This window comes from Candidatus Tisiphia endosymbiont of Parasteatoda lunata (assembly GCF_964030955.1).
Lineage (GTDB): Bacteria > Pseudomonadota > Alphaproteobacteria > Rickettsiales > Rickettsiaceae > Tisiphia.
In genome coordinates, this window is sequence record NZ_OZ035003.1 from 207,296 (window position 1) to 227,395 (window position 20,100).

Below are 20,100 nucleotides of genomic sequence, written 5' to 3' on the forward strand. Positions count from 1 at the left end.
TCCTCTTCTGCTATAGCTAACCATTATATAACAATAATGGAATATGTTAGTAAATCATAAATTTGAGGATCGTAAGTCATTATTTTAGATTTTCTATTTGAGATTTACTTAACTTAGTGTATTTAATAATTTTTTCCATCGGCTCATTGTTTAATAGCATTTCTTTTGCTATAGCTATTATACCTTCCTCTCTACCTTTCGCTATACCTTTTTCTAGTTGTTTTTTCAGAGTATTAGCTTCGATACGCAGCCATTTAAGATGATCTTCATAAGCCTCTCTTTCTTCGTCAGTAAAGTTCATAACATCTAGCACTGTTAGAGCTTTTTTTAAGGCAACATTGTCTAATTCTTTAGGCAAATTATCTTTGTTCAGTAGATCATGTCTTGTTAGAAAAGCCGTCCACATATCTAAAGAGTTTTTTACTTTTTTCAGTATATCAGGTAATTCTTCATGGGAATTATCAGTAAACTTATTAAGCTCAATAGTGTGTAATTCGAGATCCTTGAAATACAACAATCCACTATCTTTTTTGACTATATGGAAAACATTGTGATATTTAGTTACATTCGGAATAGAAGTGAAGTTTAGAATATGAATACCAATGGCTTTGCTTAGGGTAGAATAGTCCTGAGCTGCCTTTAATTGCTCAGTATATAATTTAGCCCAATAATATAAAGCTCGCTTATCATAATCAGCTTCATCGCTAATTTGAATTTCAATATTAAACCTTTTGCCATCAACAGATTTGGCTTTAACATCTAATATTGAGAGTTTATCATTCTTAAAGTTCTTTGGATTATATGGATTAAGCAGCGTTACCTCTGCCACTTGATCCTCTTGTCCAACGATAGAATTAATCAAGGATATCAGCAAGTCCTTATTCTCTTCAACACCAAATATCTTTTTGAAAGCTAAATCCACGCGAGGAGTTATTTTATCCATATATATGCTGCTATTAGTAGTTATCAATTATAAAGTTAGTATAGCACAGAAATTATAAAGCACTAAGTAATATAATGTAGAAAATATAATAGATATCTTTGCAAACTCTACTTCTGCTGGTAATTTATTCGTGCTACCGGTACTCTGCTCCTCACGTACATCATCGTCCGCTGTGAATCGAGGTTTCGTGGCTTCTTTAAATCCTTGCACATAAGCGAATTTCGAAAGACATCTAATACAGAAATTGTGCTAGTATTAAGAAGGAGTTGTTTTGCCGCCACTTGAAGTACTGAAAAGCAATGTATACACGTTAATTTGGGATAAGGATATTGTGAACATGTAGATTAAAATCAAATTTTGTTGAAGGTTTATTTTTCTTTAATGAGTAAGCAACAAGAGTAGATAATATATGGACAAAGGAATTTATTGGTGATCTATGTCTAGTATGTTCAAGGTTCATTTTATTTTTTAGATAATCAAAAACTGTTTCAATTAAGTTACGCTTTCGAAGTAAGATTTTTTCTTTCAAATCCATTAATTTATTTTCCATATTCTTCTTAATTCCATGAATCATTTTTAAGCCTCTTTCATATAAATTTAAGAACAAATTTTGCTTAATATAACCTTTATCAGCTGCTATAATTCCAGTTAATCTTTTTGTTAACTCCGGTACTGGAACCCTATCATCTACATTGCCTTTGGTCACTTTTAATGCCATAAACTCCCCTTTATTATTGATTATTACATGTAATTTAAAACCATAAAAATACCCCATAGAGGATTTACTATGTTTGGCTAATCCTTTAAAAACTTTATTGCTATAACGCCTTTTATTGTGACAAGCTTTAATCGTTGTAGAGTCAATAAAATAAATACCTGTTTCCTCACCAAACAACAAATGAATCAACATATTTAGCGGTATGAATAATCGTGCCATTAATTCAACAAATCTATTATAACTCAAGGCTTTGGGAAAATCATCCTTATGCATGCACTCTATATAACTTTTATAGAAAAATTTAAAATTCTTAGCATAGGATGTATGAAACATAATTATTATTGTTAACATTTCACTTAGACTCATGCTACAACAGCGATTTCTTTGCTTATTTGATGGTAATAACTTTCTCTGTTCATACTCCAAATAAATTTTACAAAAATCATCTATAAAACTATATAATTCTGTGATATCTTTTTTCATGCCTGTAGTTTGTTTTTTTGTTTAAAAATATAAATACTGCAGGCACTCCTTTTTGACAATCCTTTTATCTATTACTATTTCATCTATATCTTATCCCGAACTGACGTGTATACATATTATACGCGAATTCGGGATAAGAATTTGTCAATTATTATGTATTTAAAATAAAAGAAAATGTTGCAATAATTAGTTATCTAGGATAAATTGGTGTTAAAAGATACTGACACCGTGATGCCGAACTGTGAATTCTAGGAACAGATAAAAATACATATACTCTCCTGCTCCTACGAATTGTTTTTTGAAAATATCATGGATTCGTATGCGTACTATACTATATGTACGCTACGCCTTCTCACCATTCATTTTCAAAATCAAAAGATTTAGTAATAGTTAACCACTCTGCACTGCAAGTGCAGAGCTTAATATTACGGCATAAATGCCTTTAGCCTCAGCTAATTTTCAACTTGAAAGTCTCCCACAACATCATCTTTACCTTCATGCTTTTCTATGTAGGCTTTGATCATCTGATCTGTGACATTACCTGTAGTTCTTACAAAATATCCTGTAGCCCATAAATGTTTACCCCAATATCTCTTTTTTAATTCCGGAAATTCTTGCTGAATCTTTCTAGAACTCTTACCCTTCAAATATTGTACCAGCTTGCTAACACTTTGATATGGAGGTATTGATACATATATATGCACGTGATTAGCGGCAACCTTGCCTCTTATTATTTCAACTCCATTATCTTTACATATCTCCTGTACTAGATCTTTGGTGCGTCTCCCAATATCTCCTATTAATACTTTATATCTATACTTCGTTACCCAAACTATATGATAGGTACAGTCGTATATTGTATGACTTGTTTTCTTATAATACTGCATTTCTACATATTATATGTTAAAACGATGCACTGCAAGTGCAGGGTTTTTCTCCCAAAGTGGGACAATAAATATAAGAAATTAAAATTAGTTAACCACTCTGCACTGCAAGTGCAGAGCTTAATATTACGGCATGAATGCCTAATGTATGTACTAACTTAAAAGTTAGAAACTATTTGTGTATGGCTCATTTAGAAAGTGTCACAACACAAAAAGAATATATCTGTGAAGTGTAAGATTTTGTTAAAAAATATCTGTATGATTCATTCTTATCTTTTCTTGATAAGATATTTAAAATTTATGTTGAAACGACGCACTGCAAGTGCGGGGTTTTTCTCCCAAAGTGGGACAATAAAAAATAAGATTATGACAAGGGTAAAAACCCATCAAAAAATTATATCTTTCGCTGAAAACAAATCTGATTTAGATAAAATTACTCAATTTATTATGGACGGTTGGGCAATAGTAAAACTAATGCCACATGGTAATTATTTTATTGGTGTCATGGAAAAAATGAATTATGACAATAACAGGAGTTTCGCACTTAGCAAAAAATATGTTAATCTAGCAAGAAAGAGTTTTAGTTAAGCATGGCAAGATCAAAATGTAGCAAAGACTTATATAAATCATTTTTACAAGCAAGTAGCGTAAGATATAGTGGTAAAGCATTATCTGAAGTAAGTCCAATAAACCTATCTCATGATAGTGCAAGTCGATGGTTAAATAGTAAGGATTTCCGCCCTAGCGGGATCTACAGAGAAGTGTCAAAATATATTGATAGGGAAGCTTCTTGTTTATTAGTGGGAGATGACACGTTATTGTCAAAGCAATACAGTAAGAAAATTGAGCTTGTACATTATCAATATTCTGGAGCTGTACATGATGTTATACCTGGTATAGGGATGGTCAACTTACTGCATTACAATGCTAAAACTGATCAATCTACCCCTGTAGATTATAGAATATATGATAAAGAAACTGATGGAAAAACAAAGAATGAGCATTTTTGTGATATGCTTACTTTAGCTAAGGAAAGAGGGATCAATCCTGATGCAGTAGTAATGGATGCGTGGTATAGCGGTTTGGAGAATTTGAAACATATACGTAATTTAGGTTGGACATGGGTTAGTAACCTAAGAAAAAATAGAAAAGTTAATCATAATGTTAGCTTAGAAAGTTTAGAGATTCCTGATGAGGGACTAAAAATTCACCTACGTGGATACGGTTGGGTTACGGTATTTAAGTTTGTGGCAAAAAATGGTCGCATTGATTACATAACAACTAACTTAGAAAATCCAACACGTGAACAAATAGAGAAAATTGTTAAGGCACGGTGGTCTATAGAAGTTTATCATCGAGAATTAAAACAAACTTGTGGTATTGAACGCTGTCAGGCACGCACGGGTCGAGCTCAGAGAAATCATATTTGCCTTGCTGTATTTGCTTGGCTCGATATGAACAAAAGGAGGATAAATGAAAAAATTACTTTATATCAACAAACTTGGGAAGTTATAAAAACATCAATTCAGAACAACATTAGATGCCTTTTAGCTGATTCGCAATTTTGCTAACTGCGAAACTCCTGAATAATATAAATGACCAAGAAAAAATTGTTTATATTCCTCCAAGAAAAAAGATCATTTTTACTTAGTGGTCTCTATTTTTTAGTGTATAAAATCTTATAATGTTGGTATATTCTTCTGCTTTAAAGAATTGTTTTTTGAAAATATCATGGATTCGCATGCGTAATTATACTATATGTATACCTAGCATGCTTACCATTCATTTTCAAATCCAATTCTTCAAATCATTTGAGTATAACTAAGTGGTATTTTTTTATTTTTAGGATTATTTATAATGACTTATTTAAAATTTTGTATTCGTTTAATATTATTGGTATTTTTAATAAACCATTCCGCTCAAGCTAGATGGAGTAAGTACGAAGATGCTCCTGTTGAAATTAAATTTTATAACAACGATATTAGTATTAATCAAGATGGCACTTCTGAAGAAATAACGGAAATGCACGCAAAAATACTAAAAGAATCAGGACGTAGTGATTTCTCTCAATATAGATTAACTTATAATAACTATAGTTCCCAAATCTCTATATTAGAAGCCAAGACTATTTATAATGGGCAAGAATATGTAGTTTCTAAAGATATGATTGAGGATAAACCACTAGCTAGTTTTGGACAAGGTTTTGATCAACTAAATCAGATAACTATCTCATTCCCTAAAGTGGAACTTGGTGCAGAAATATACTTAAAATATAAGTATGTTGAAACAAAAGTTGCCATAGACCATTTTTATGGTGATACCATATTCTATGGTAGGGAAGGTTACTTGCAAGCAAGTAGTACTAAGATCAATTCTAAATTACCCCTAAATATCAAAGTAAACGACCCAAAAGGTGTATTAAAAGTTATTACTGATGCTGAAAGTGACTTTCATTCGGCAGAGATTATCCTAGAGAAACCTGTTTATAATCAATTGACTAATGAATCAAGTGAGGGGATATTAAATGTTAAGCAAAAAACTTGGGTATCTTTATCAAGCTTAACTAAATGGCAAGATTTTGCCAAGCAACTAGCTCCTGACTATTCTAAGGTAATCAATCAACCACTTCCTACAACTCTCATGAGTATAGCAGAATCTGCTCTAAATAAAAATACCGATGAAGAAAAAATTAATTTTGTTACTTCTTCATTAGCTGAAAAAATCCAATATATGGGTGATTGGCGAACAGTATCAGGTCGGTATTTTCCTAGAGATTTAGAAAAGATTGCTACTTCTCAAATTGGTGATTGCAAAGATTTTTCTGCAAGTACTGCTGCTATCTTACAAAAGCTTGGGTTTAAGGTTCAACCTATTTTAGTAATGCGAGGTATTACTAATTTTTCTAATCCAAAAGCACTACCTACTATAGGAAATTTTAATCATGTGATGCTTAAAGTAGCTAATAAAAATGGAAAAATATATTGGATTGACCCAACAAACTTTGTCAGTATGGCACAAGGAATTTTTCCGGATGTTGCAGGTAAGTTAGCCTTGGTATTAGATCTTCAACAAGCAGGTTATACCAAAATTCCTGAAATAGATCATCAAAATTCACAAGCTATAATACACAATGAGTTGGTAATAAGAGATAATATTGTAGATGTGCATGGTCAGCTTGATTTGAAAGGAGAAGTAGCAGTAAATATAACAGGTGCTGGGTTATATCAATCAAATGAACAGCTAAGGGATTTTACTTTCTACATGTTAACAGGAGTGTATCTTGATAAAGAAGACAAGAAATTGTTAGAATTACCTGATCTTACTTCTCGTATTGTTAAGGATCTTACAATTAAGTACGCATATCAGCAAAAAAACGAATTTTTAAAACCAATAAAGGGTTTGGTTTAAGGTTAAGATTATATGGAATGGAGGATATTACAAATACAGCTTTTGACCAAGTATCAGACCTTTTTATAGGTATACCTAACACTAACACAAGACATGTAATTATAAAAAATATTACAATTAAAGATTGTAAAAAATTAAACTTTGAAGTTGATACTCCGTGGGTATATGGTCCGTCCGCCAAAAATATTTAAAGCCCCCCATAATCTATGATTGACTCAATAACAACCAGCTGAAGCTGGTGGGTTGATATCTAGACTGGAAGTCGCTATTACTCTAAAGAGATATTACTAATGCCTGTGCTGTCTCTCTGATCCTAATTCTTATAAGTTACCCTGCAATACTTTTGTAGCGATATTTAGTGATCCAAACAACATGAAAGCGATGGTAAAATACAGTGTGGCTAGTCTTGTTATAATCTGTCATATATGATATTTTAATATACATAAGAGCTTGCTCTTATGTATATTAAAATATCATATATTCAAGTTATAGTGAATTGAAATATTAGAACAAGGACTGAAGTCTTTCCCAGCTGAAGCTGGGGGTTTTAACCAAAAAGGTGACTATAAAATTTTTACAAAAAAAATTCTAATATTTGCACTAAAATTAAAAATTGTTTTCAATTTTATTGAAAAATTTCTGTTTTAGTAAAATTTTTACATGAGCTTATTGTTAACGATTTTTTTTAATCGTTTAGCAAGTTTTTTAATGATAATTTTTTTATGTAGAGTTAGGCATGATGTGTAAATGATTGGCAATACATCGTAAATTCAAACCTATAGCAGAGATTATTGGATTGATCACATCTCCTATCACACCCTTCAAGAAGTTTCTGCCCATCCTGCCATATTGTTTCAAATGCCCTATTATTGGTTCTATAGCACTGCGTCTCCTGATCATACACTTGTCTTCTTTCAATAACTTTTTCCGAGTTTTTGGGGTATATACCTTACTCTTCTCTTTAACATTGCTGCCAGTATAACCAAGATCAACAAACGATTTTTTTATCTTTATTCCAGTTACATTTTCTACCGCTTCAAAACTCTGCTGCAATGTATGACCATCATAAGGATTATTATGAAACGATTTTGCTGACAGTACAAAATTTCTACGACCACTGACTACTACCGCAACTTTATTGCCAAACTCATATGGCTTGTTTCGTTTTCCCTTCCCTATACACTCTACCTCAGGGGCATGAAAACTATACAATATTTTATTCTGTTCTTTGTATTGCTTTTTCTCTTCTCTTTTTAAAACAGATTGGCTATGTATTTGTTTTACTTTTTTCAATACTTCTTGATCTCTGATAGATAAGTTTAATTTCTGATTTTTTATCTCACGCTCACATATTCTAACCAAACGACCAAGTAACGTTTTTAAATGCTTCATTATTTTCCAACGCTTCTTGGCTTTGCTATGCTCTTTATACTTCCAGAGCTTTATTATATCTCGCTTATAGGTTCTAGCGTAGGTTTCGTTTAAACTTATACCCAAACTTTGGCAAAGCTTCACAATACTAAGCCTAGCTTTATCCATTAAATAAACATCATGTGGGTGCTTGATATTCTTAATTTGTACCGTTGTATCAGCAATTATCAATTCCAAATCTTTTTTTTTAATTGTGTTAGTTCTTATTCCAACTCTTATCAACTCTGCTAATATCTCGTTATATCCAGATTCACCTAATAAATTACGAAATCTTCTTATGCTAGTTTCCGACATCGCTATATCTGTTTCTATATATTCCCACCCACAGAAATATTGCCAATACATGTTTTCTTTTAGTTCTTCCTCTGCTAATGAATCTGAAAAATTATACATTGCTTGTAGCATCGTTACACCAAGCATCACTCTATGACATTTTCTATTTCTACCAAATCTCTTAATAGAAACATTTTTTGATAACCATTCTTCTAGACCAGACCAATTTATTAATTCTCTTAATTTATATAGCTTATTATTTGAGTTTAATTCTTCTTTTAATTTATAACCAAAAAGTTTTCCTTGTTTTTGTGATTTGATAATATTTTCTATTGGCATATTGACTGAAATCCATAAGGTTTATTAGCATATTTTAACATTTTCTTATGGATTTCTTTATTATTTTCTGCCATTAAACCCTATTATCTATAAGACTTATAGAGTTTTGCCGGACAGACTATATGTCAATAGATCATGTAAATATCAAAATAAAGATACTGAATTTACAGATATAATCTCCATAAGAAAAAGTTTGATTACCAATAAAGAGTTAAAAACTCCTCAATATAAAAACCTTAAAAGCAACTTAGAAAATAAATTTGAGCGAGCAGCGATAATTATTGAATGAATAGATATCTTTCGAAACTCGCTTATGCTAGGGAATTTGTAGGAGACACTTCACCTTGAACCGCAGCGTACTAAATGTACGTGAGGATTCGAGTACCGGATCGACGCACAAATTACCAGCAGAAGTAGAGTTTCGAAAGATATCTAATATAATTATTCTTTGCTGTCAAGGTAAGGGCATTCTCGCTTCAGTATACTAGTGCTTGGTTTAAGTAGACGTCATCTCTTAGGCAAATGAACCCTTTCGATGTGAATGCTCGAACTGGGATTCTCTAGATTTCAAATTGTCGTATTAAAGCCAATACGGGATAAGAATTAACTCATTCTTATCCCGTATTGAGGTGTTACGGATTCGAGAACAAAAATAACGTTCGATAAAGACCATTAGATAGAAATCTTCACATCACCTAGCAAAACAGGTTATTCATCTTTTTTCTTATCAATGTCTTTCATTCCTTCCTTAAAAGCTTTAAGACCTTTTGCAAGATCTGACATCACTTGAGGCAACTTACCAGCTCCAAACAACACTAAGATGATTAATAAGATCACTAATAAGTGGCTGAAGCTCATTCCCATAATATCAATTTTATAAGTTTTAAGTTAGAATTACCTATAATATTATAGCAAATAGTTAATTTGATCTAGCATAAAAAAATACAAATTTATCATCAACATCAATTTCGGATTAATTTGATTAATCCGAAATTGGAATGAGAATGTAAACAATTAGGCTTAAAGCGGTTTGACGCATAATTGTTAAATATTTTATTAGCGATAATAGATTAAAATGCATTTGTGCCAGCCGCTTCAAGAATGCATCTTTCTGAGGTCATTATGAAAACATTTGAAACTAACATTACTAATATCTATGGCGTGCAAGGTAAGGTTTGGTTAGAGGATTTGCCAAAAATTGTCCATAAATTGACTAAGGCGTACGGTTTATCTAGCTTAAATCCAGTTAAGAACTTGAGTTACCATTATGTCCTAGCAGGCTTCCAAGGTTATCAGCCAATTATCTTAAAGTTAGGGCTAGACATTGATGATCTTAAGAGAGAATCAACAGCTTTAAAAGTTTTTTCTAAATTTGGAGGTGTGAAGGTTTTAGCTGAAAGCACCGGCTTACTGCTAGTTGAACAGGCTATTTCTAATATATTATTAAAATCCTATTTTCCTGTAAAAGATTACGAGGCTATTAAAATAGCATGTAATGTAATGAAAAGATTACACTATGCACCTTTGCCATCAGAAGGTTTTCCTTATGTCACAGATTGGTTGGTAGTATTAGATAAAGAATGGGATGTGCCAAATTACTACTTAGAAAAAGCTAGACAATTGCGAGATAAATTACTAGGCACATCGTCAATGTTAGTTTTACTTCATGGTGATTTACATCATGATAATATTCTGCAAAGTGGTGATAATTGGGTGGTTATTGATCCCAAAGGAGTTATACCAATTGCAATAATTAACGCAGTGTTATAAAATGGTTTTTTAACTGATAAAAGGTAATCAAATAGCTAGGTTAATATTACCGCAAGGTTTTGAAGGTCATGATTTTATAAAAATGATGAAACATGAGCCGCATGGTCGAAATCGTATACGTTTATTGGCGATGTATCACCTTCAATTAGGCAAATCTTTTAAAGCCATATCTGAAATAGTGAAGTCACACTGGAAAACTGTGCAATCATGGCTCAGAAGATTTAGGAATCATGGTTTTGAAGGATTATTTGAATCACAAAGAAGCGGTGCCCCTAGGAAGATTAACACTATACAAGAGTCTGCTCTTTTTGATAAAATCAATACGCTCAGTGAAAGTAAAACTGGTGGGTATATAACTGGAAAGGAGTTACATATCATGTTACTTGAGGAATATGGTGCTAAATGTGCTTTAAAAACAGTCTACAATACTATGCACCGCCTTGGTTTTAGCTGGATTACTTCTCGTTCAATGCATCCAAAGTCAAATCAAGAGACTCAAAATACATATAAAAAACTTTCCAGATATGTTAACAGAATTATTACCAAAAAATATCGATAGATGTAAAGTTGATATATGGTCTCAAGATGAAACTCGAGTTGGGCAACAAGGTAGCTTAACTCGTATATGGGCTAAGCGTGACACTAGACCCCGTAAAGTTCGGCAACAGCAATTCATTTCAACATATATTTATGGAGCTGCTTGCCATGATACAGGAGACGCTTTTGCATTAATTTTACCATATGCAAACACACAGGCAATGAATAAATTCTTAGAAGACCTTTCTCGCAGTATTCAAGGCAACCGACATATAGCTTTACTAACGGATAATGCAGGTTGGCACACAGCCAAAAAACTAACTGTGCCAAGCAATATCACTTTGATACCGCTTCCGCCCTATGCACCGGAACTTAATGCAATGGAACAAGTTTGGGAATGGATCAAGAATCATTACTTGTCTAACCAATGTTATGGTGTATATGAAGATATCGTCACTATGGCTTGTTACGCTTGGAATCAACTTGCTCATAATGTAGATTTAGTAAAATCAATTATGTATAGAGACTGGCAGGAGTTTCGCAGTTAGCAAAATTGCGAATCAGCTAAAAGGCATCTAATGTTGTTCTGAATTGATGTTTTTATAACTTCCCAAGTTTGTTGATATAAAGTAATTTTTTCATTTATCCTCCTTTTGTTCATATCGAGCCAAGCAAATACAGCAAGGCAAATATGATTTCTCTGAGCTCGACCCGTGCGTGCCTGACAGCGTTCAATACCACAAGTTTGTTTTAATTCTCGATGATAAACTTCTATAGACCACCGTGCCTTAACAATTTTCTCTATTTGTTCACGTGTTGGATTTTCTAAGTTAGTTGTTATGTAATCAATGCGACCATTTTTTGCCACAAACTTAAATACCGTAACCCAACCGTATCCACGTAGGTGAATTTTTAGTCCCTCATCAGGAATCTCTAAACTTTCTAAGCTAACATTATGATTAACTTTTCTATTTTTTCTTAGGTTACTAACCCATGTCCAACCTAAATTACGTATATGTTTCAAATTCTCCAAACCGCTATACCACGCATCCATTACTACTGCATCAGGATTGATCCCTCTTTCCTTAGCTAAAGTAAGCATATCACAAAAATGCTCATTCTTTGTTTTTCCATCAGTTTCTTTATCATATATTCTATAATCTACAGGGGTAGATTGATCAGTTTTAGCATTGTAATGCAGTAAGTTGACCATCCCTATACCAGGTATAACATCATGTACAGCTCCAGAATATTGATAATGTACAAGCTCAATTTTCTTACTGTATTGCTTTGACAATAACGTGTCATCTCCCACTAATAAACAAGAAGCTTCCCTATCAATATATTTTGACACTTCTCTGTAGATCCCGCTAGGGCGGAAATCCTTACTATTTAACCATCGACTTGCACTATCATGAGATAGGTTTATTGGACTTACTTCAGATAATGCTTTACCACTATATCTTACGCTACTTGCTTGTAAAAATGATTTATATAAGTCTTTGCTACATTTTGATCTTGCCATGCTTAACTAAAACTCTTTCTTGCTAGATTAACATATTTTTTGCTAAGTGCGAAACTCCTGACTGGATAAATACACCGTGTTAATTATTGCAATTGGTATTATCGGTGAAAAAGCATATGAGGTAGCAGCATTTATTCGTAATCCTCTCCCTGAACTCCTTGCTTTAGAAGATGTTGAAAGTATTATTGCAAATCGCATCATTAAGTTTGCAACTCTCTTGGATTTAGATACGGAGCGAATTAGCGATTGGTGTTTTGTCCAATCTGTATTTTCTTGGGTTTGGGCTTTAGAAGATAGTTCTGACGTACGTATGTTAGCAAAGCTTACAAAAATTTTTGATATAATCAATTGATGAGAATTTGGTAACGTCGTCTTCGATCGCTCGCCTATTATCTATAGGCTTCGCTCCATCCTAGCATCAAATTCTTCTGAATTGGCTTTAATATAAGGAGAAATGCCCCCTAAAAAAGGGTTCTTATATCTAATTGAGGTTAGTATATTCATTTAGAATTCTCTTGATATTATTGAGCATGGTAAGTTCATTTTTCTTTCTAGTAAATACACAATATATTACTTTACTTATAGTGGTGCGTTTTTTAACTTGCATAACCAACTCTTGTTGAACGATTGTTCGAATTGTCATTAGATTACCATTAATTAAAAATTGTGATAAAAGTTGAAGCTGTTCAACACTAAAATTTGTTAGTAATATTCTAATAATTACCGTAACATAACCTGAAGGAGTTGTTATACTAGTTCTCCTGACATGTTTTTTAAAACTTAAACTAGATGTTTTATTTAAATATTTGTCACTAAAAATTTCTACAAAATTTATTTCACATAATTGTTTTTTTACTTCTAACCTTTCTTGTTCAATTAGTCTTAACGTTTTAACTGAAGTAACATTACTATTTATCTTATAATCAGCTGCGATTTTGCATGTTATTACCTGTTGTACAAACTCTGCATAATTTAGCTCTTTTTTTAATAATGAAGTAATATTTTTAAATAATAACTGATACCTAGTTTTTAAAGCATTTTTAGTAAAACTATCTAAAGAAGCATATCGTTTAATAATTTTAACTTCAAGTTTTGCAGAAAATTTAGACTCAATAGAAGAAATCATTAAAGAAATAGTATGACCACTTTGGATATTTTGAGTTAACCTTTTTCTAATCTGAGCTAGTATATAATTCAGATCAGAATCTTCTGTTATATTGAGCATCCTGATAGCATCTATATGCTTTGTAATATTAATTAAAATTTCATGCATAAAGACATTTTGCCGGAGTAAAAACCTTTCTATTATAGCGAACTCTGCATTTTCTATCTGATGTATTATTGCATTATAATTTTCAAATAATACTGAAAGCTCATATCCTGAATTATTAAGTTTACTGAAACTCTTCCTAAATTTTGATTCATCATGTATTCTTAGTAAAATATGGTTTATGGTCTGAGATTTAATAGATAAATCTTTTAGCCTATTATATAAGCAAATTAACTTAGCATTGGTTAACTCCATCAATACATTGTGATCATCTATTAAAAAATTAGTAATTTTTTTTAAAATGTATGTGTAATCTACAGTGTTTTCTTTTTTCAGTGTTAATAATATATTGGTATGAAATAACAATGGAACAGATTCTTTCTTTATGTCAATAGTAGAATCAATCTGCCATAATTCTTTAATGAGCAACAATTGATCTAAAAGTAGATTTTGTTGCTCAAGCGATAAATTATCTAAATTCAAAACAATTGCAGTTGCCTGTAGATTATTTATAACATCTTGATTTTTAACATCTTCAGTTATTAATATACAACAATGTTGTACAAAGTTTCTAGCTAAATCCATTACAGGTTTTAGTGCCTTATTATTTTCTTCATGATGTAAAGTGGAAGAACTTTTTAGGCAATCAACCAATTGATTAAGAGAGGTAACAAAATTTGTTACCTCTTCCATTTGATATTTTTGTTGCTTTAACGTTTCAATAGAGAGAGGTCCGTAATGCTCAAGAACAGAGAGCAAGTTCTTTTGACTATCTAGACTAAGATAATCAAGCAAGTCACTATTCTGTTGTAGAATCTTTATAATATTAAAAGTACGCAAAGACCTTTTTAAAGTACTAGGATATTTACAAGATACAATGCATTCAGAGCTTAAAGAGACAAAACAGCCTTTTAATCTTTCTGTATACTTACTAATGACCTTAGTATTAAAATCTTTCATAATTAATTTTCTTATCGTGTTATTCAGTATCTAGGGAGGAAAGTCAATTAACTAATCGGAACATAAGTTTTACGGATGTATACCCATTTCATGCTGCCATCAAGCATTATATCAGTATCATCATAGTATCCAAATATATTTCTTACTTCTTCTTGGGTTGTGACCTTATTTGCAAATAAGACTTAATTATCACGAAAGTTACGAAGGGATTCAAATCACGTCAATTTGGGATAAGGATATTGTGAACATGTAGATTAAAATCAAATTTTGTTGAAGGTTTATTTTTCTTTAATGAGTAAGCAACAAGAGTAGATAATATATGGACAAAGGAATTTATTGGTGATCTATGTCTAGTATGTTCAAGGTTCATTTTATTTTTTAGATAATCAAAAACTGTTTCAATTAAGTTACGCTTTCGAAGTAAGATTTTTTCTTTCAAATCCATTAATTTATTTTCCATATTCTTCTTAATTCCATGAATTATTTTTAAGCCTCTTTCATATAAATTTAAGAACAAATTTTGCTTAATATAACCTTTATCAGCTGCTATAATTCCAGTTAATCTTTTTGTTAACTCCGGTACTGGAACCCTATCATCTACATTGCCTTTGGTCACTTTTAATGCCATAAACTCCCCTTTATTATTGATTATTACATGTAATTTAAAACCATAAAAATACCCCATAGAGGATTTACTATGTTTGGCTAATCCTTTAAAAACTTTATTGCTATAACGCCTTTTATTGTGACAAGCTTTAATCGTTGTAGAGTCAATAAAATAAATACCTGTTTCCTCACCAAACAACAAATGAATCAACATATTTAGCGGTATGAATAATCGTGCCATTAATTCAACAAATCTATTATAACTCAAGGCTTTGGGAAAATCATCCTTATGCATGCACTCTATATAGTCTCCCCGTCAAAAGTGCTAAAAATTAAGAAAAATTCAAAATTTAATACCTTAGCCAAAAATTCTTGTATAAAATTTGAGAGTTTAATTTTTTTGATTTAAATTTTTGGTACAAAAAGATGATTTTTAGAGAATTTTTGCATGATGATTTATTAACGATTTTGTAATTATTTGATTATTTTTGTACTGACTAATTTCTATGTAGAAAAATTTGTTTTGAGTAAATGATTCGCAATACACCGTAAGTTCAATCCTACAGCGGAAATTAACGGATTAATGACATCTCCTATTACCCCTTTCAGGTAGTTTCTGCCAACTCTACCATAACTTTTAAGATGCCCTATTATCGGTTCTATGGCACTCCGTCTCTTGAGCATTGCCTTATCATCTGACGATAGTTTCTGCTTGCAATATGGGCTATACACTTTGCCCTTCTCCTTAAAATTATTCCCCTTGTAACCTGAGTCAACAAAGGTTCTTGCTACTTCAACTCCTGTTAATTCTTTTACAATCTCTACAGTCTCCGATAATGTATGCCCATCATATGGATTGCCATGAAAAGATTTTGTCCCTAATACAAAGTTACCCCGACCACTTACTGCTATCGAAACCTTATTACCAAACTCGTATGGCTTGTTTAATTTCCCTTTACCAATGCACTCTACCTCCGGTGCATGAAAACTATATAATATTTTATTCTCTTCTTTATATTGTTCTTTTTCTGCTTTACTCAATATAGATTGTACTTGTATCTTTTTTATCTTATTCAGTATTTCTTGTTGTCTTGCCGATAAACTTAACTTTGCTTTAGCTATTTCTCGCTGACATATCCTAACTAAACGACCCAGTAATACTTTTAAATGCCTCATTATTTTCTTACGCTTCTTGGCTTTACTATTATCCTTATATTTCCATAATTTTAATATATCTCTTTTATATTGCTTGGCATATGTTTCATTTAACTTGATGCCTAAGGCATGACATAGCTTTACTAGCTCTATTCTTGCCTTATCCATCAAGTACAGGAGTTTCGCACTTAGCAAAAAATATGTTAATCTAGCAAGAAAGAGTTTTAGTTAAGCATGGCAAGATCAAAATGTAGCAAAGACTTATATAAATCATTTTTACAAGCAAGTAGCGTAAGATATAGTGGTAAAGCATTATCTGAAGTAAGTCCAATAAACCTATCTCATGATAGTGCAAGTCGATGGTTAAATAGTAAGGATTTCCGCCCTAGCGGGATCTACAGAGAAGTGTCAAAATATATTGATAGGGAAGCTTCTTGTTTATTAGTGGGAGATGACACGTTATTGTCAAAGCAATACAGTAAGAAAATTGAGCTTGTACATTATCAATATTCTGGAGCTGTACATGATGTTATACCTGGTATAGGGATGGTCAACTTACTGCATTACAATGCTAAAACTGATCAATCTACCCCTGTAGATTATAGAATATATGATAAAGAAACTGATGGAAAAACAAAGAATGAGCATTTTTGTGATATGCTTACTTTAGCTAAGGAAAGAGGGATCAATCCTGATGCAGTAGTAATGGATGCGTGGTATAGCGGTTTGGAGAATTTGAAACATATACGTAATTTAGGTTGGACATGGGTTAGTAACCTAAGAAAAAATAGAAAAGTTAATCATAATGTTAGCTTAGAAAGTTTAGAGATTCCTGATGAGGGACTAAAAATTCACCTACGTGGATACGGTTGGGTTACGGTATTTAAGTTTGTGGCAAAAAATGGTCGCATTGATTACATAACAACTAACTTAGAAAATCCAACACGTGAACAAATAGAGAAAATTGTTAAGGCACGGTGGTCTATAGAAGTTTATCATCGAGAATTAAAACAAACTTGTGGTATTGAACGCTGTCAGGCACGCACGGGTCGAGCTCAGAGAAATCATATTTGCCTTGCTGTATTTGCTTGGCTCGATATGAACAAAAGGAGGATAAATGAAAAAATTACTTTATATCAACAAACTTGGGAAGTTATAAAAACATCAATTCAGAACAACATTAGATGCCTTTTAGCTGATTCGCAATTTTGCTAACTGCGAAACTCCTGAAGTACACATCATGGGGATACTTAATATTCTTAATTTGTACAGTAGTATCAACTATTATCGATGCTAAGTCTTTTTTTTTACTACACCTGCTTTGCATCCGATTCTTATCAGCTCCTTTAATATCTCATTGTAGCCATCTTCTCCTAATATAGTACGAAACCGACGGATACTAGCTTCTGATATTTCAGCATCTTTCTGCAAATATTCCCAACCACAAAAATACTGCCAATATACGTTCTCTCTTAACTCTTCCTCAGTCGCTGCATCTGACAGGTTATACATCGCTTGCAGCATAGTCACCCCAAGTAACAGGCGGTGACATCTGCGATTCCTACCAAATTTCTTAATATCAACATTTGCTGACAACCATTCCTCTAAACTAGACCAATTTATTAATGATCTTAATTTATATAATTTATTGTCCCACTTTGGGAGAAAAACCCCGCACTTGCAGTGCGTCGTTTCAACATAAATTTTAAATATCTTATCAAGAAAAGATAAGATATTTTTTAACAAAATCTTACACTTCACAGATATATTCTTTTTGTGTTGTGACACTTTCTAAATGAGCCATACACAAATAGTTTCTAACTTTTAAGTTAGTACATACATGAGGCATTCATGCCGTAATATTAAGCTCTGCACTTGCAGTGCAGAGTGGTTAACTATTGTGGTTTAATTCTTCGGTCAGTTTGTAACCAAAAAGTTGTCCTTGTCTTTGCAACTTTGTTATATTTTCTATCGGCATTAATCAGATAATCCTTAAGTTTTTTGCCAATATTATAGCTTTTTCTTATGGATTCTCTATATATTTTTATCTGCTAAGCATATTATATATTATCCTTCTAGACTTTTGACGGGGAGACTATATAACTTTTATAGAAAAATTTAAAATTCTTAGCATAGGATGTATGCAACATAATTATTATTGTTAACATTTCACTTAGACTCATGCTACAACAGCGATTTCTTTGCTTATTTGATGGTAATAACTTTCTCTGTTCATACTCCAAATAAATTTTACAAAAATCATCTATAAAACTATATAATTCTGTGATATCTTTTCTCATGCCTGTAGTTTGTTTTTTTGTTTAAAAATATAAATACTGCAGGCACTCCTTTTTGACAATCCTTTTATCTATTACTATTTCATCTATATCTTATCCCGAACTGACGTAAATCATTATAACAGTATTTTTATTTTAACTAATAGTATTTTTATATTTATTAGAAAAAATATTTTTAGTATACAAATTAATTATTTTGTTACGAATAAGTAAAAATTTTTATTGCTTAAATATCAGTAAAACCTTATTTTTATAAGGGCTTCTCATAAGGAATATAAAATCCTGAAGAGTAAAGTATTTAATTTAACTTAAAACTACATCCAAACTTATGCATAATATCCTTATTATTATAATTTCATTATTGTTAATATCATGTTCGGAAGAAAGTGATAAATCTAATAATAAAAACGAACAACCTGATAATAAGGTTGAAGTGATGCAGGAAAAAGCTCCACAAGAAGAAAATAATGAGAATCTTGCCAATGATAAATGGAATACCATAGTAAATCCTCAAGACAGTATGGCTTCAACTAATACGGAAGAATCTCTAGAGACGGTAGAGGATTCTGCTAATAACTCTACTGATATAAATGATGTTAGCTTGAAACAGATGCCTTATAAACCAACTTTCAATGTTAGCCAAAATGATATAGTTCTTGGTAATGTTAAGGCAACTGTAGTGGTAGTTGAGTATTTTTCTCCAACTTGCCCACATTGTGCTTATTATCATGAAAAAATTCTACCTGAACTTAAAAAGAAATATATTGATACCAATAAAATTGCTTACATAATTCGTGAATTTATCGGTAATAAGCAAGATTTAGATGCAGCAATTTTGGCACGTTGCCCAAATGATCTAGATAGTTTTCTTAAATTCCAAAGTGTAATACTAGCACAACAAGATAAATGGGGCAGTAGCAATAGATATCGTGAATTACTAACAAATATAGCTCAAATTGGTGGAGTATCCGCAGAAACTTATGCTAAATGTCTTAATGATAATAAAATTGTCGAAACATTACTTGCTAATACTAACCTTGCTGCTAGTTCACAAGGTTTTGTTGGTACACCCGCATTTTTTGTTAATGGCATACTAATAACAAATGGGTATAGTTTAGAAATCCTTTCTAGGGTAATTGATAAAACGTTAGAAAACTCTAGTATCAAATCCGAAAATTAATACACTTACTTAATCTCAACGATCTTTGATTTATGCAGCAAGTCTGATGTAACAAGTTAATACTAGGTTCAGTATCATCCCTCTCGTGGGGGTGATGGCTTTGCCCACGTGAATCACTAGTATACTCAGGTAGAACTTCAAGAATTGGCGTCGTCGCGATCAAAGATCGAAGCTGCCTAGTTACTCATATACGCTCCGCTGCTCGACTTTGCTACTGCCTAGCTCTTCTTGAAGTTATACTATCGTCTACCAACTCTTCATTTACGAGCAGTATACTCAAATCCGTAACGGAATTAGAATACGCTGCCGTTCGAGGTGAAG

The 20,100-nt window shown here is 32.0% G+C and carries 23 protein-coding genes; 12 read left to right on the forward strand and 11 right to left on the reverse strand.

What is annotated here, in order from left to right:
* Nucleotides 1-79 precede the first annotated feature (79 nt).
* The 3 genes from AAHN00_RS01205 to tnpA form a co-directional block, all read right to left on the reverse strand.
* On the reverse strand, nt 80-943 hold the full coding sequence (locus tag AAHN00_RS01205; RefSeq protein ID WP_342271869.1) for an Rpn family recombination-promoting nuclease/putative transposase: 864 nt from the start codon (nt 941-943) through the stop codon (nt 80-82).
* 310 nt (nt 944-1,253) lie between these two features.
* Complete coding sequence (locus AAHN00_RS01215; RefSeq protein ID WP_342271500.1) at nt 1,254-2,144, reverse strand: IS982 family transposase; 891 nt, start codon at nt 2,142-2,144, stop codon at nt 1,254-1,256.
* A gap of 452 nt (nt 2,145-2,596) precedes the next feature.
* A complete protein-coding gene (gene tnpA / locus AAHN00_RS01220) occupies nt 2,597-3,031 on the reverse strand; it encodes an IS200/IS605 family transposase (RefSeq protein WP_342271870.1) in 435 nt (144 codons plus the stop codon).
* Here tnpA and AAHN00_RS01225 point away from each other — a divergent pair.
* From AAHN00_RS01225 to AAHN00_RS01245, 5 genes are all read left to right on the forward strand, one after another.
* Entirely contained in the window at nt 3,005-3,190 is a 186-nt protein-coding gene (locus AAHN00_RS01225) for a hypothetical protein (protein ID WP_342272734.1), read from the forward strand. The two genes, tnpA and AAHN00_RS01225, sit on opposite strands and share 27 nt — an antisense overlap.
* Before the next feature lie 36 nt (nt 3,191-3,226).
* Nucleotides 3,227-3,616 carry a DUF2674 domain-containing protein gene (locus AAHN00_RS14925; RefSeq protein ID WP_410521402.1) on the forward strand — a complete coding sequence of 130 codons (390 nt, stop codon included), beginning with the start codon at nt 3,227-3,229 and terminating at the stop codon, nt 3,614-3,616.
* A gap of 2 nt (nt 3,617-3,618) precedes the next feature.
* The gene (locus AAHN00_RS01235; RefSeq protein ID WP_342271025.1) at nt 3,619-4,599 is read left to right on the forward strand and encodes a transposase; all 981 of its coding nucleotides are present in this window, start codon (nt 3,619-3,621) and stop codon (nt 4,597-4,599) included.
* Between the two features lie 286 nt (nt 4,600-4,885).
* Entirely contained in the window at nt 4,886-6,436 is a 1,551-nt protein-coding gene (locus AAHN00_RS01240) for a DUF3857 domain-containing protein (RefSeq protein WP_342271871.1), read from the forward strand.
* 17 nt (nt 6,437-6,453) lie between these two features.
* Entirely contained in the window at nt 6,454-6,627 is a 174-nt protein-coding gene (locus tag AAHN00_RS01245) for a hypothetical protein (protein ID WP_342271872.1), read from the forward strand.
* 529 nt (nt 6,628-7,156) lie between these two features.
* On the opposite strand, the gene AAHN00_RS01250 is transcribed toward AAHN00_RS01245, so the two are convergent.
* On the reverse strand, nt 7,157-8,479 hold the full coding sequence (locus AAHN00_RS01250) for an IS5 family transposase (RefSeq protein ID WP_342271031.1): 1,323 nt from the start codon (nt 8,477-8,479) through the stop codon (nt 7,157-7,159).
* Between the two features lie 106 nt (nt 8,480-8,585).
* Between AAHN00_RS01250 and AAHN00_RS01255 the strand changes: the two genes are divergently transcribed.
* The gene (locus AAHN00_RS01255) at nt 8,586-8,768 is read left to right on the forward strand and encodes a hypothetical protein (protein ID WP_342271873.1); all 183 of its coding nucleotides are present in this window, start codon (nt 8,586-8,588) and stop codon (nt 8,766-8,768) included.
* Nucleotides 8,769-9,187: 419 nt separating this feature from the next.
* On the opposite strand, the gene AAHN00_RS01265 is transcribed toward AAHN00_RS01255, so the two are convergent.
* Nucleotides 9,188-9,343, reverse strand: coding sequence for a Sec-independent protein translocase subunit TatA (locus tag AAHN00_RS01265; RefSeq protein WP_341747719.1), 156 nt, complete (start codon nt 9,341-9,343; stop codon nt 9,188-9,190).
* A 219-nt stretch (nt 9,344-9,562) separates the two neighbouring features.
* Here AAHN00_RS01265 and AAHN00_RS01270 point away from each other — a divergent pair, with 219 nt between their 5' ends.
* From AAHN00_RS01270 to AAHN00_RS01280, 3 genes are all read left to right on the forward strand, one after another.
* A complete protein-coding gene (locus AAHN00_RS01270; RefSeq protein ID WP_342271875.1) occupies nt 9,563-10,249 on the forward strand; it encodes an aminoglycoside phosphotransferase family protein in 687 nt (228 codons plus the stop codon).
* 82 nt (nt 10,250-10,331) lie between these two features.
* Nucleotides 10,332-10,808: a helix-turn-helix domain-containing protein gene (locus AAHN00_RS01275; RefSeq protein ID WP_342271876.1), complete on the forward strand. Its 477-nt coding sequence runs from the start codon at nt 10,332-10,334 to the stop codon at nt 10,806-10,808.
* The gene (locus AAHN00_RS01280) at nt 10,774-11,334 is read left to right on the forward strand and encodes an IS630 family transposase (protein WP_342271877.1); all 561 of its coding nucleotides are present in this window, start codon (nt 10,774-10,776) and stop codon (nt 11,332-11,334) included. Before AAHN00_RS01275 ends, AAHN00_RS01280 begins: the two co-directional genes overlap by 35 nt.
* Here AAHN00_RS01280 and AAHN00_RS01285 read toward each other — a convergent pair.
* A complete protein-coding gene (locus AAHN00_RS01285) occupies nt 11,331-12,311 on the reverse strand; it encodes a transposase (RefSeq protein ID WP_342271025.1) in 981 nt (326 codons plus the stop codon). The two genes, AAHN00_RS01280 and AAHN00_RS01285, sit on opposite strands and share 4 nt — an antisense overlap.
* Before the next feature lie 76 nt (nt 12,312-12,387).
* Here AAHN00_RS01285 and AAHN00_RS01290 point away from each other — a divergent pair, with 76 nt between their 5' ends.
* Nucleotides 12,388-12,663, forward strand: coding sequence for an aminoglycoside phosphotransferase family protein (locus AAHN00_RS01290; protein WP_342271878.1), 276 nt, complete (start codon nt 12,388-12,390; stop codon nt 12,661-12,663).
* A 129-nt stretch (nt 12,664-12,792) separates the two neighbouring features.
* Here AAHN00_RS01290 and AAHN00_RS01295 read toward each other — a convergent pair whose 3' ends face one another.
* From AAHN00_RS01295 to AAHN00_RS01305, 3 genes are all read right to left on the reverse strand, one after another.
* The gene (locus tag AAHN00_RS01295; protein ID WP_342271879.1) at nt 12,793-14,541 is read right to left on the reverse strand and encodes a hypothetical protein; all 1,749 of its coding nucleotides are present in this window, start codon (nt 14,539-14,541) and stop codon (nt 12,793-12,795) included.
* 220 nt (nt 14,542-14,761) lie between these two features.
* On the reverse strand, nt 14,762-15,442 hold the full coding sequence (locus tag AAHN00_RS01300) for an IS982 family transposase (protein ID WP_342271880.1): 681 nt from the start codon (nt 15,440-15,442) through the stop codon (nt 14,762-14,764).
* A gap of 209 nt (nt 15,443-15,651) precedes the next feature.
* Nucleotides 15,652-16,497, reverse strand: coding sequence for a transposase (locus tag AAHN00_RS01305; protein WP_342271881.1), 846 nt, complete (start codon nt 16,495-16,497; stop codon nt 15,652-15,654).
* 39 nt (nt 16,498-16,536) lie between these two features.
* Between AAHN00_RS01305 and AAHN00_RS01310 the strand changes: the two genes are divergently transcribed.
* Nucleotides 16,537-17,517 carry a transposase gene (locus AAHN00_RS01310; protein ID WP_342271025.1) on the forward strand — a complete coding sequence of 327 codons (981 nt, stop codon included), beginning with the start codon at nt 16,537-16,539 and terminating at the stop codon, nt 17,515-17,517.
* A gap of 78 nt (nt 17,518-17,595) precedes the next feature.
* Here AAHN00_RS01310 and AAHN00_RS01315 read toward each other — a convergent pair whose 3' ends face one another.
* Nucleotides 17,596-18,090, reverse strand: coding sequence for a transposase (locus tag AAHN00_RS01315; RefSeq protein WP_342271882.1), 495 nt, complete (start codon nt 18,088-18,090; stop codon nt 17,596-17,598).
* Nucleotides 18,091-18,377: 287 nt separating this feature from the next.
* Complete coding sequence (locus AAHN00_RS01320) at nt 18,378-18,602, reverse strand: hypothetical protein (protein ID WP_342271883.1); 225 nt, start codon at nt 18,600-18,602, stop codon at nt 18,378-18,380.
* Between the two features lie 325 nt (nt 18,603-18,927).
* Between AAHN00_RS01320 and AAHN00_RS01325 the strand changes: the two genes are divergently transcribed.
* Nucleotides 18,928-19,779 carry a DsbA family protein gene (locus tag AAHN00_RS01325; protein WP_342271884.1) on the forward strand — a complete coding sequence of 284 codons (852 nt, stop codon included), beginning with the start codon at nt 18,928-18,930 and terminating at the stop codon, nt 19,777-19,779.
* Nucleotides 19,780-20,100 lie beyond the last annotated feature (321 nt).

Coding starts and splice junctions, on each gene's coding strand:
- AAHN00_RS01205 (WP_342271869.1), bottom strand. CDS start 943: ATGGATAAAATAACTCCTCGCGTGGATTTAGCTTTCAAAAAGATATTT.
- AAHN00_RS01215 (WP_342271500.1), bottom strand. CDS start 2,144: ATGAAAAAAGATATCACAGAATTATATAGTTTTATAGATGATTTTTGT.
- AAHN00_RS01225 (WP_342272734.1), top strand. CDS start 3,005: ATGACTTGTTTTCTTATAATACTGCATTTCTACATATTATATGTTAAA.
- tnpA (WP_342271870.1), bottom strand. CDS start 3,031: ATGCAGTATTATAAGAAAACAAGTCATACAATATACGACTGTACCTAT.
- AAHN00_RS01235 (WP_342271025.1), top strand. CDS start 3,619: ATGGCAAGATCAAAATGTAGCAAAGACTTATATAAATCATTTTTACAA.
- AAHN00_RS01240 (WP_342271871.1), top strand. CDS start 4,886: ATGACTTATTTAAAATTTTGTATTCGTTTAATATTATTGGTATTTTTA.
- AAHN00_RS01245 (WP_342271872.1), top strand. CDS start 6,454: ATGGAGGATATTACAAATACAGCTTTTGACCAAGTATCAGACCTTTTT.
- AAHN00_RS01250 (WP_342271031.1), bottom strand. CDS start 8,479: ATGCCAATAGAAAATATTATCAAATCACAAAAACAAGGAAAACTTTTT.
- AAHN00_RS01265 (WP_341747719.1), bottom strand. CDS start 9,343: ATGGGAATGAGCTTCAGCCACTTATTAGTGATCTTATTAATCATCTTA.
- AAHN00_RS01275 (WP_342271876.1), top strand. CDS start 10,332: ATGATGAAACATGAGCCGCATGGTCGAAATCGTATACGTTTATTGGCG.
- AAHN00_RS01280 (WP_342271877.1), top strand. CDS start 10,774: ATGTTAACAGAATTATTACCAAAAAATATCGATAGATGTAAAGTTGAT.
- AAHN00_RS01285 (WP_342271025.1), bottom strand. CDS start 12,311: ATGGCAAGATCAAAATGTAGCAAAGACTTATATAAATCATTTTTACAA.
- AAHN00_RS01295 (WP_342271879.1), bottom strand. CDS start 14,541: ATGAAAGATTTTAATACTAAGGTCATTAGTAAGTATACAGAAAGATTA.
- AAHN00_RS01300 (WP_342271880.1), bottom strand. CDS start 15,442: ATGCATAAGGATGATTTTCCCAAAGCCTTGAGTTATAATAGATTTGTT.
- AAHN00_RS01310 (WP_342271025.1), top strand. CDS start 16,537: ATGGCAAGATCAAAATGTAGCAAAGACTTATATAAATCATTTTTACAA.
- AAHN00_RS01320 (WP_342271883.1), bottom strand. CDS start 18,602: ATGAGAAAAGATATCACAGAATTATATAGTTTTATAGATGATTTTTGT.
- AAHN00_RS01325 (WP_342271884.1), top strand. CDS start 18,928: ATGCATAATATCCTTATTATTATAATTTCATTATTGTTAATATCATGT.